We start from the raw sequence: 11118 nt of genomic DNA, 5'->3' as shown, positions 1-11118 counted from the left end.
TCGATATGCAGCAGGCGCAGTTTTGCCGTCTCTTCCGTCGCTTGACGAGGAAGATGCTGCCGAGCAGCCGGTCAGGCTGCGCGCGATTCCAGCTTGGCCGCATCAAGTGCGAATTCGACGGCCGCATTGGCATGAATGGCGGTCGAATCGAAGCCCGGCAGCGGCAGGTTGGCGGGATCGAGGATCAGGCAGATTTCGGTGCAGCCGAGAATGATCGCATCCGCGCCTTCGGCCTTCGCCCGCTCGATGACACCCATCAGGGCCGTGCGTGAACTGTCGAGGATGATGCCGGCGCAGAGTTCGTTGAAGATGATGTCGTGAACGAGCGTGCGGTCCTCGGCATTTGGAACCATGACATCGACGCCGTCGGCGGCCATGCGGTTGACGTAGAAGCCGTGTTCCATCGTGTAGCGCGTCGCAAGCAGCAGAGGCCGCTTGATGCCGGCCGCCTTCATGCTCGCGGCCGTCTCGTCGATGATGTTGATCAGCGGCACGGAAACGGCGGACTGAACCTCGTCGGCGATCAGGTGCATCGTGTTGGTGCAGATCAGAACGCAGGCGGCGCCGGCCGCCTGAAGGCCCTGTGCGACCTCGGACAGGCGCTTGGCGGCGTCATCCCAGCGTCCGGCCTTCTGCATGTCGACGATCGTCTGGAAATCGACGGAATGCAGCATGACTTCGGCGGAGTGCAGGCCGCCGAGACGCGAGCGCACGGCCTCGTTGATCATCCGGTAATAGACCGCCGAACTTTCAAAACTCATTCCACCGATAAGGCCGATCTTGCGCATTGTCTTGGCTCCACTCCGTTTTTGTATGAAGGGATTGTCGCCGGGATGCGATCGAAAGTGTTCGCTTTGTTTCGTGACATTTTGCTCGTTATCGCGTATTTTTTGCACAATAAGCGGCGGCGGCGCAAATATTTGTTGCTGTGGTGAAGATTTACACGGAGGCGAGGCGTGCTGGACGAAAGAGACCGCAAGATTCTGTCGTTGCTGCAGGAGGACGCGAGCCTCTCGGTCAGCGACCTCGCCGAAAAGGTCAGCCTGTCGATCTCGGCCTGTTCGCGGCGGATCCAGCGACTGGAGGAAACCGGTTATGTCGCTCGTCGCATCGCCGTGCTCGATCGCGAACGGATGGGCGTTCCGACCACGGTGTTCGCCCTCATCAAGACGGCCCATCATGCCGACGACTGGATCGATACCTTTCGCAAGGTGATCAGCGATATCCCTGAAATCGTCGAAGCTCACCGGCTGACCGGCAATTACGATTATATCCTCAAGGTCGTGCTGCCACGCGTCGAGCAATATGACATCATCTACAAGCAGATCGTCCGCAAGGTCGAACTGTTCGATGTCTCGGCCTCGATCTCGATGGAAATTCTGAAGAGCGGCATGGCGGTGCCGGTGGGCTACGCGACGTGAAACGCCGGTATCTGTGAAACGAACAGCACGGGTGCACGTTAGCCATGCCGAGATCGCAGTTGTCGATCATTGCCGACAGGTAGAGGCTGGGCTTCAAAACAGGAGAAACGGTCATGGCGCTTGAAAACGCTCATCATGTCGTCGTTGTCGGCGGCGGGTTCGGTGGTCTTCAGCTTGTGAAGGATCTCAAGGGATTGCCGGTTCGGATCACTTTGATCGACCGGCGCAACCATCATCTGTTCCAGCCGCTTCTCTACCAGGTCGCGACGACACTTCTGGCGACATCCGAAATCGCCTGGCCGATCCGGCGGCTGTTTCGCGACCGGCCGGAGGTGACGACAATTCTTGCCGAGGTCGATGGTGTCGATGCCACGGCGCGGAGCGTGACCCTGAAGGGCGGCGCGACCCTGGGCTACGACACGCTGGTTCTGGCGACCGGAGCAACGCACGCCTATTTCGGCCATGACGAATGGGCACCGGTGGCGCCGGGGTTGAAGACGCTCGAGGACGCGACCACGATCCGCCGGCGCATGCTGCTCGCCTTCGAGCGAGCGGAGACCGAAACGGATCCCGCGACCCGCGATGCACTTCTGACCTTCACGATCGTCGGTGCCGGACCAACGGGCGTTGAACTTGCGGGCATCATCGCCGAGCTCGCCCACAAGACACTGCCGCAGGAATTCCGCCATATCGATACGCGCAAGGCGCGGGTGATCCTCGTCGAGGCCGGGCCGCGCGTGCTGGCGAGCTTTGCCGAGGAACTTTCGCCCTATGCCCACACGGCGCTCGAGAAGCTCGGAGTGGAGATCCATACCGGCGAGCGGGTAACCGATTGCAGCGCCGAAGGCGTGATGATCGGCGAAACATTCATTGCCAGCCGAACGATCGTCTGGGCGGCCGGGGTTCAGGCATCGCCCGCCGCGCGCTGGCTCGGCGTCCCGGCCGACAAGGCGGGACGGGTCATCGTCGATGCCGATCTGCGGGCGCCGGGTCTGGCAAATGTCTTCGTCGTCGGTGACACGGCCTGCGTCATCCAGCAGGACGGAAAGCCCGTGCCGGGCATCGCGCCCGCCGCCAAGCAGCAGGGCGCCCATGTCGGCAAGGTCATCCGGGCGTGGCTTCTCCAGAAGCCCGCGCCGTCTTCTTTCCGCTACCGTCATCAGGGCAGCCTGGCGACGATCGGCAAGCGGTCGGCGATCATCGATTTTGGCCGGATCAAGCTAACCGGCGCGCTGGCCTGGTGGATCTGGGGCATCGCCCATATCTACTTCCTGATCGGAACGCGAACGCGGTTTGCCGTTGCCTGGAGCTGGTTGTGGATCTATCTGACCGGCCAGCATTCGGCGCGGTTGATCACGCAGAAGGAGACGTTGGAGCCGACGCTGGAAAACGGTGAGGCCAAGCCGTAGCCGTGATGTCGCCCGAGCCTATTGCGGCGAGGAAAGATTGCTGTCGTTCTTGCATTTGGAAAGCGCCAACTGCCTGAACGAAAGAATCTGTGTGATGCTGCCGTCGGCATCGTCGGTTTCGACCTTCATGCAGGCGCAGGCGTAACCATAATTGCCATTGGTGGCGACATAGTCGCGCTCCGAAATATCCGGGATCAGGTCCATGCCCTCCGGGCCTTCGCCGGCGCCCTGCGACATGATCGTCCAGCTGCCTTCCGCGTCGTCCAGCCACCAGTTGCCCGGTGTCGGGTTCTGCAGCCAGCCGCAACGATTTTCGGCGGCAAATACCGGCGTTGCGGCGAGGGCGGCGACAAGAAGGGCGGCGAGGCGGAGTTTCATCGGATGGTCCTCGGGGTCGGTCATGTGTGGGATCAGGGCTGGACGCGCTTGCAGTCGAACATGTCGCCGCTCTCCATGGAAAGCCATTGCAACGACTTTGCCGTCACGCTTGAAAGGCCGATCTGGTACTTGTTGTCGAAGGACAGGATGTAGTTTCCGTCCTCCTTCTCGACCTTGCGGATAGCTTGCGATTCTCCGCCCGAATCGTAGGTCTTGTCGGTGAACGTGAAGACACCGACGCCGCAATCCCAACTGCCGATATAGGGCGGCGCGTCCTGCTCGGCCGATGCCGGCTCGGCGGCGGCCTCCGCCGCGTTGATGCTAGTGATTGCCCAATGCGCCTTGGTGCAATCGTCATTGTCGCAGATCGCGCCCATCCACACCGCGCCATCGGCCAGCATGACGCCGTCGCTGTTGACGAAGAGGCCGCTGTATTCCTGATTGGCGACCGCATCGCGCGTTTCCTGCGGCACCAGCGCATCGAAATGTTTTCGCATGTCTTGCGCGTCGCCAATGTCGTAGCTTTCACCATTGGCATTGACCCGCAGAGGATATTCGCCGAGTGCCGCGACCCCGGCCGCATCTCCATCGCCCATTGCCTCCGTCAGCTTTTCCCAGGCCGTATCGAAGGCGTCGGCGTTGCCATGCAATTGCTCGATCCGGTCGTAGACGGCATCCTCGGACTGGGCCGCCGCCGGTACGGCCAAGGCAAGCGGCAGGAGGAAGAGAGCGGCGGACAGGCGGGTGCGGATCATCGGAAACTCCAGCGCAGCGGGCAGGAAAGCAGGAAGGCGGGAAGGCAGGAAGGCGAGGGTAGTGGATGCGGTGAGAAAACAAAACCGAACATCCTTGAATGGTCCGACCCATTTTCGGGGGAGTGCGCGGTTTCGCGGGATTTTTTTCTCTCCCCGAAGACGGCCGAAGGTCGGCTTTCGTTTGCGCCGTGGGCCTCAAGAAAAAATATCCTTACGGCCCTCGCCAACTTGCTTGACCGGCTCCCGGCTTTGCGGCATAAGCGGAGAACCGTACCGTACGGTACTGTCGTTGGAGACGATATTGCAGCTTGCCGCCCACCCACACCAGCCGGATTATTCGCCGCGCCAGAACGACGTTCTGGACAGCGCGTTGCGGCTGCTTGTCGATGGCGGCGAGAAGGCGCTGACGACGGCCAGCGTCGCGCGGGCGGCCAATTGTTCGAAGGAAAGCCTCTACAAATGGTTCGGCGATCGCGACGGACTGCTGTCGGCGATGATCGGTTTCCAGGCGAGCAAGGTCAGAACCTTCGACGATCATGCCGGATTGCTGACGGCGGCGACGCTGCACGACCATCTGGTCCTGTTCGCGCGCGATCTGCTCGAGGTTCTGTCGGGTGACGTGTCGCTGGCGCTGAACCGGCTGGCGATCGGGCAGGCGAGCCGCGAGGGTTCCAAGCTCGGGATGATGCTGCAGGAGCGCGGCCGCCGGCAGATCGGCAAGCGCGCCGGTGCGCTGCTGGAGGCTGGCCGGGATGCCGGGCTGCTGGTGTTCGGGGACCGCGACGATGCCTATGACATGCTTTACGGCCTGATCGTTTCCGATCTGCATCTGCGCATGCTGCTCGGCGAGGACAGTGTCCGGATAACCAGGGATTTCGGCCGCAGGGCGGAGAGGGCGGTGTCTGCGTTTCTTCGCCTCTACGGCAGTGAAAAGAGTTCGGCCAGGTCCTGAGGGCGGCCGGAAGAGTTTAAATGAGACAAGCAAAGGGAAGGAAATTACAATGCGCGTCTATTACGATCGTGATGCCGATCTCAACCTCATCAAGTCCAAGAACGTCGTCATCGTCGGCTACGGTTCCCAGGGTCGCGCTCATGCGCTGAACCTGAAGGATTCCGGCGCGACCAACGTCGTTATCGCTCTGAAGGCCGGCTCGCCGACCGTCAAGAAGGCTGAAGCCGACGGCTTCAAGGTCATGACCGTTGCCGAAGCCGCCAAGTGGGGCGACCTTTTGATGATGGCAACGCCGGACGAACTCCAGGCCGACATCTACAAGGCTGACATTGCCGGTAATATCCGCGACGGCGCAGCGATTGCCTTCGCGCACGGCCTCAACGTTCACTTCGGCCTCATTGAGCCGAAGGACACGCTCGACGTCGTCATGATCGCTCCGAAGGGCCCGGGCCACACGGTTCGCGGCGAATACCAGAAGGGCGGCGGCGTTCCCTGCCTCGTTGCCGTTGACAAGAATGCGTCCGGCAACGCGCTCGACCTCGCTCTCTCCTACGCTTGCGGCGTCGGCGGCGGCCGTTCGGGCATCATCGAAACCAACTTCAAGGAAGAGTGCGAAACCGATCTCTTCGGCGAACAGGTCGTTCTGTGCGGCGGTCTCGTCGAGCTGATCCGCGCCGGCTTCGAAACGCTGGTCGAAGGCGGCTACGCGCCGGAAATGGCCTACTTCGAATGCCTGCACGAAGTGAAGCTGATCGTCGACCTGATCTATGAAGGCGGTATCGCCAACATGAACTACTCGATCTCGAACACCGCCGAGTGGGGCGAATATGTTTCGGGCCCGCGCATCATCACGGCTGAAACCAAGACCGAAATGAAGCGCGTCCTGACCGACATCCAGACCGGCAAGTTCACCTCCGAGTGGATGCAGGAATGGAAGGCCGGCGGTGCCCGCTTCAAGGGTATCCGTCGCAACAACGATGCCCACCAGATCGAGGAAGTCGGCGCCAAGCTGCGCGCCATGATGCCCTGGATCGGCAAGAACAAGTTGGTCGACAAGGCCAAGAACTAATTCTTTCTGCATGGCAAAATTAGCGTGTTGCACTTGCGCAATACTGAAAAGGCCGGAGATTTTTCTCCGGCCTTTTTCACATTCCGCAGTCTAGTTCCGGCAATATTTGGAACTTTTGGCCTTTTGGGGTATTCTCTTCGCCAGGAGGATACTGCCATGACAACGTTCTTCTACCATTTCGCCCTGTTTGATGTTTTTATCGTCGGTGCCATCGTGGTTCTCATCGGGCTCAGCATGTTCGGGCATCACGAGGCGTAAAGACGTTTTCCGTTGAAGCGACGAACCGTCGAAAGCCTGAACGGCCTACAGTTCCGGTACCTGCATGCGTCGTCCGAGATGTGCACGTCCGTGATTTCGGCGTGCGCTGATATCTCTGCGATCGATGATATTGATCGCGCCTGCATCGTTGATGATGCTTCCCAGGCCCAATGATCTTTGTAAATCTGTTGCTTCTTCACGCCCGTTGCTTGGCTGTCCATGGCGCGATCACAAAATGTGTTCGCGGGATGAAATATAGGTCAGTATTGTTGACTTATTAGGCGGACCGTGATGTGCTTCGGCAAAAGCATAATCTGAGGAAACGTTCATGCTCGATTGGGAAAACATCTTCGCAACGCGGTCTTCGCGGATGCGCGCTTCGGAAATCCGCGAACTGCTGAAACTGCTGGACCGTCCCGACATCATCTCCTTTGCCGGCGGCATTCCGGATCCGGCCCTGTTTCCCGACGAAGCCTTCAAGGCGGCCTATGCCGACATTTTCGGCGGTCCGACCGTCAGCGCCGCCCTGCAATATTCGGTCAGTGAAGGCTACCTGCCGCTGCGCCAGTGGCTGGCCGACCGCATGGCCGCGATCGGTATCCCTTGCGAGCCGGAAAACGTCCTGATCACGTCGGGGTCGCAGCAGGCGCTCGACTATCTCGGTAAGCTGTTCCTCTCGCCCAATGACACCGCTCTGGTGACCTGGCCGACCTATCTCGGCGCACTGCAGGCGTTCAACGCCTATGAGCCGACTTACGACCAGCTGTCCGTTACCGGCAATCGTACGCCGCAGGCCTATCGCAATGCGGCGGCGGACGCCGGCGGCCGGGTGAAGTTTGCCTATATGTCGGCCGAGTTCGCCAACCCGACCGGGGAAACGCTGGATCTGGCGGCGCGCGAAAAGGCCCTCGATCTCGCCGAGGAACTGGACATCGCGATCATCGAGGATGCCGCCTATCAGTCGTTGCGCTATGACGGCGAAGCCGTCCCGCCGATCCTGGCGCTCGAAATCGCCCGCAAGGGATCGATCGACGATACCCGCACGATCTATTGCGGTAGCTTCTCCAAGACGCTGGCGCCCGGCCTGCGCGTCGGCTTCGTGGTCGCGGCCATGCCGATCATCCGCAAGCTGGTGCTGATGAAGCAGGCGGCCGACCTGCATTCCTCGACTATCAACCAGATGGCCATCTGCCATGTCGCCGAGCGTGGTTTCGACGCACAGGTCGAGAAGATTCGCGCCGTCTACAGCAAGCGCCGCGATGCGATGCTCGCAGCACTTGCCAAATATATGCCGAAGGATGTCAGCTGGACGGTGCCGGAAGGCGGCATGTTCGTGTGGCTGACCCTTCCGGCCGGCATGGACGGTGCCGAGTTGCTCGCCAAGTCGCTCGTCTCGGCCAAGGTCGCCTTCGTGCCCGGCAAGGCCTTCTTTGCCGATGGTTCAGGTGCCAATACCTGCCGCGTCAGCTTCTCCTGCGCCAACGAGGCGATGATCGATGAGGGCATTTCCCGTCTCGGTCGCCTGATCGGCGAGCAGGCACTGGCGGCCTAATCCCCCGCTGCGAAGCTGGCAAGAGCGGCCTCATGGATCAGGTCGGGGAGCACGTCGAAGGCATAGGGCATGTGGACGCGCTCCCATTTCTGATGGTAGTCGCGTCCCCATGGGCCGATATTGACCACCGGATAGGACAGGAGCCCATCGGGTGCGTCATCGACAAAGGCGGCGCAGGGTGTGTTCTGTGCCAGAAGTTGCGTTTGTTCGGTCGCGGGACGATGACCGAAGAAGCTCATGTCGGAAATTCCGGCGAAGAATTGCTTGGCCTTGATGCTGGTTTGATGCCGCTTGGCGCAGATCTCGGCAGCAGTCATCATGCATCGCTCGAAGGCGGTACCCCGCTCGCCGGCGCTGTCCAGATGCACCCGCGGATAATGCAGGGTGGAAAACCCGACGACGACCAGCGGACCTTCGAGCCCGGCTTCCGCCAGCGTCGCGGCAACGATCTGGCGGGTGATCGAAAGCGGATCCTGACCGTTGGACAAGGAACGATCGAGCGTGGAAATCCGGTCGAGCGCTGCCTGTCCGCCGCGCTCAGAGGCGGTCGAGCGCAATTCCGAGTACAGCAGAATTTTCCCCTCATGCCGACGCGCTTCTCCGCTGCCCTGCCGGGCGAAGAACGCCTCGGCATTTTCGGTCTGGGCATCGAGCGCAGTCCGCATCGCGCCGGCGACGATCGAACGGAATTCGCCGAGCATGTCCTCGGGCGTCCGGCGGTGCGTCAGCCAGTTGAACGACATCCAGACATGGGCGGGTGTCGTCACCTCGTAGCCGTGGCGCACGTCCCTGGCTTCGAGGCAGACGGGAGCCGGCGAGAGTTCGCCGTGAGCCTCGTCGCAAAATGCGCTGTTGGTCTCCATCGCCCGCATGATCTCGGCGCCGATCAGATGGGCGCTGATGCCGTCGAAGGCGTAACCGGCATGGGTCGGCCGGCCGGCAATGAAGGCGAAGGGCGAAAACTTGCCGACGGAGCCGAGATAGACCGCGCGGCCTTCTTCGCCGGTCCCGTCATCGCCGCTGGCATCGAGATTGATGCCGCCGATGATATCGAGATCGAATTTTTCCGCGACGGCGGGCAGGGCGTCGCGCAGGGCGCGCATGCCGCGTGAGCGGTTTTCCTCGTCCGGCGTGGCGACGAAGAGCAGATTGCCGGGCGGCTCGTCCAATTCGGCAAAGCGCTCCAGCGCCGCGATGCCGGCCGCAAGGCCGCTTTTCATGTCGAGCAGGCCACGACCGGCCAGAAAGTCGCCGCTCATCAGGTCGGAAAGCGCCTTGTCTTCCGCCGGGCTGCGGCTCTTCGCCGACAATTCGTCGATCAGTGCCTGGGTCAGGAACTCCGGGTCGCAGGCGAGGGAAGCCAGCGACCCGTAATTGGCGATCGATACGGTATCGAAATGACCGGCCAGCACCAGGCAGCGACGACCCTTTCCACGCACCAGCGCCAGCACGTTCTGCCGGGCCGGCGTGCCGTGGCTGTCGAGAGCCAGCAACTGATCGGGACGGGCAGAGAAATAGGGCATTTGCCCGAGAATCTCGATCAACCGACCGGAAAAGGCAGCTTCGTCGTCGCTTTCCGTCACGCTCGGCCAACGGGTCATCTCGACCGACAGTTCGCCGGCGCGTGACAGGGAGTTGCGGAGGGAGGCGGGGCTGGATTGCATGGAACTGGTCCTGATATGCGGGAAGCAGGGGATCTGCGGGAACGATCATCGGACTGTAGTTGGAGGCTCGAAAAGGCGAAATGGCAAAATCATGGAAATTTGCTTGATATTTTAGGCAAAGTGACGGTTTCTGTTGGCATATTGTATGAGGGTATCACGATGGACAACATCGACCGGCGGTTGCTGGCGATTCTGAGGACCGATGGTCGTGCCTCTGTCTCGAAGCTGGCGGAACTTCTGAAGATTTCCCGCGGCACGGTGCAAAACCGCATCGACCGGCTGACCGCCGACGGCGTCATCGCCGGCTTTACGGTTCGCATCGCAGCAGTGGAGGATCCGCATGCCGTGCGTGCGGTCATGCTGATCGAGATCACCGGACAGAAGACGGTGTCGGTGATCAAGACGCTACGCGGCATTCCGGAGATCAGGGCGCTGCACACGACCAACGGCGCCTGGGATCTCGTCGCCGAAATCCAGACGGAAAACCTCGGGGAATTCGACCGGGTCCTACGTCACATCCGTGCGCTCGACGGGGTGTCGAAATCCGAAACCAGCCTGCTGTTGACGACGATATAGGCCGGAGCGATCCTGTTTAGATATGCGGTCCGAGCAGCGACAAATCCGCTTCGCCCAGCCTGTCGGCGGCGGTGCGCAACTGGTGCCAGTAGGGATAGATCACCGGTGGGGCGCTGACTTCGTCGAGGCGCTGGCGTTCTTCTCCTGATAGCACGAGGTCGGCCGCGGCGAGATTGTCCTTGAACTGCGCTTCCGTGCGGCCACCGATGATCACCGACGTCACGGCCTTGCGGCCGATCAGCCAGGCAAGCGCCACCTGTGCCGCCGAGACATTGCGGCTTGCGGCGATATCGACGAGGACATCGACGATCGCCCAGAGGCGGTCCTCGTTGCGGATCGGCGGTTCGTCCCAACCGGCCAGTTGCCGCGAGCCTTCCGCTGTCTTGTCGCGCCGGTGCTTGCCGGAGAGCAGGCCGCCGGCAAGCGGACTCCAGACGAGCACGCCAAGGCCCTGGTCGATCGAGATCGGCAGCAGTTCGTATTCGGTGTCACGCGATTCCAGCGTGTAATGGATCTGCTGGCTGACGAAGCGCTGCCGGTGCTCCTGCGTGCTGACACCGAGCGCCTTCATGATGTGCCAGCCGGAAAAGTTGGAGCAGCCGATATAGCGCACCTTGCCGTGGCGCACGAGCGTATCGAGCGCTTCCATGGTTTCCTCGACCGGCGTCTGGCCATCCCATTCATGCACCTGGTAGAGGTCGATCACGTCGGTTTTCAGTCGCCGCAGGCTATCCTCGCAGGCACGGATGAGGTGGTGGCGCGACAGGCCGCGGTCGTTCGGACCGTCGCCCATCGGAAAGCGCGCCTTGGTGGCGATCAATACGCCGTTCTTGCGCTTGCCACCGAGCGCGTCACCGATGATCTCCTCGGAAACACCGGCGGAATAGGCGTCGGCGGTATCGATCAGGTTGATGCCGGCATCGAGGCAGATGTCGATCAGCCGACTTGCCTCGTCGAGACCCTGCGTTCCCACCATCGACGCCCAGCCCTTGCCGCCGATCGTCATCGTGCCCATCGTCAGCGTCGAAACCTTGAGGCCGGAGCGGCCGAGGAGGCGATATTCCATGTTGATGTCCTGCTGTTC

10 protein-coding genes and 1 pseudogene are annotated in these 11118 nt (G+C 61.5%); 6 read left to right on the top strand and 5 right to left on the bottom strand.

Features of this window, described 5'->3' with window-relative positions; genetic code table 11:
- Positions 1-71 precede the first annotated feature (71 nt).
- A complete protein-coding gene (locus VL202_RS13215) occupies positions 72-788 on the bottom strand; it encodes an aspartate/glutamate racemase family protein (RefSeq protein WP_325464574.1) in 717 nt (238 codons plus the stop codon).
- Positions 789-956: 168 nt separating this feature from the next.
- Here VL202_RS13215 and VL202_RS13210 point away from each other — a divergent pair, with 168 nt between their 5' ends.
- Together VL202_RS13210 and VL202_RS13205 are read left to right on the top strand one after the other, a co-directional pair.
- Entirely contained in the window at positions 957-1421 is a 465-nt protein-coding gene (locus tag VL202_RS13210) for an Lrp/AsnC family transcriptional regulator (RefSeq protein WP_325464573.1), read from the top strand.
- A 113-nt stretch (positions 1422-1534) separates the two neighbouring features.
- Entirely contained in the window at positions 1535-2830 is a 1296-nt protein-coding gene (locus VL202_RS13205) for an NAD(P)/FAD-dependent oxidoreductase (protein WP_325464572.1), read from the top strand.
- Between the two features lie 18 nt (positions 2831-2848).
- On the opposite strand, the gene VL202_RS13200 is transcribed toward VL202_RS13205, so the two are convergent.
- Both VL202_RS13200 and VL202_RS25970 read right to left on the bottom strand, forming a co-directional pair.
- The gene (locus VL202_RS13200) at positions 2849-3208 is read right to left on the bottom strand and encodes a DUF4087 domain-containing protein (RefSeq protein WP_325464571.1); all 360 of its coding nucleotides are present in this window, start codon (positions 3206-3208) and stop codon (positions 2849-2851) included.
- A gap of 314 nt (positions 3209-3522) precedes the next feature.
- Positions 3523-3963 (bottom strand): annotated as a pseudogene (locus tag VL202_RS25970) (hypothetical protein); the annotation flags it as partial.
- A gap of 301 nt (positions 3964-4264) precedes the next feature.
- Here VL202_RS25970 and VL202_RS13190 point away from each other — a divergent pair.
- From VL202_RS13190 to VL202_RS13180, 3 genes are all read left to right on the top strand, one after another.
- Positions 4265-4915: a TetR/AcrR family transcriptional regulator C-terminal domain-containing protein gene (locus tag VL202_RS13190; RefSeq protein ID WP_325464569.1), complete on the top strand. Its 651-nt coding sequence runs from the start codon at positions 4265-4267 to the stop codon at positions 4913-4915.
- A 49-nt stretch (positions 4916-4964) separates the two neighbouring features.
- Entirely contained in the window at positions 4965-5984 is a 1020-nt protein-coding gene (gene ilvC / locus VL202_RS13185) for a ketol-acid reductoisomerase (protein ID WP_325464568.1), read from the top strand.
- A gap of 586 nt (positions 5985-6570) precedes the next feature.
- The gene (locus tag VL202_RS13180) at positions 6571-7794 is read left to right on the top strand and encodes a PLP-dependent aminotransferase family protein (RefSeq protein WP_325464567.1); all 1224 of its coding nucleotides are present in this window, start codon (positions 6571-6573) and stop codon (positions 7792-7794) included.
- Here the strand turns inward: VL202_RS13180 and VL202_RS13175 are convergent.
- A complete protein-coding gene (locus VL202_RS13175; RefSeq protein WP_325464566.1) occupies positions 7791-9458 on the bottom strand; it encodes a M20/M25/M40 family metallo-hydrolase in 1668 nt (555 codons plus the stop codon). The genes VL202_RS13180 and VL202_RS13175 overlap by 4 nt on opposite strands.
- 159 nt (positions 9459-9617) lie before the next feature.
- Between VL202_RS13175 and VL202_RS13170 the strand changes: the two genes are divergently transcribed.
- Positions 9618-10034: an Lrp/AsnC family transcriptional regulator gene (locus VL202_RS13170; protein WP_325464565.1), complete on the top strand. Its 417-nt coding sequence runs from the start codon at positions 9618-9620 to the stop codon at positions 10032-10034.
- A gap of 16 nt (positions 10035-10050) precedes the next feature.
- Here the strand turns inward: VL202_RS13170 and VL202_RS13165 are convergent, their stop codons facing one another.
- Positions 10051-11100, bottom strand: a complete 1050-nt coding sequence (locus VL202_RS13165) for an aldo/keto reductase (protein WP_325464564.1) — start codon at positions 11098-11100, stop codon at positions 10051-10053.
- Between the last annotated feature and the right edge of the window lie 18 nt (positions 11101-11118).

The organism is Pararhizobium sp., assembly GCF_035497515.1.
GTDB lineage: Bacteria > Pseudomonadota > Alphaproteobacteria > Rhizobiales > Rhizobiaceae > Pararhizobium.
This window is presented reverse-complemented; position numbering and strand designations above follow the sequence as displayed.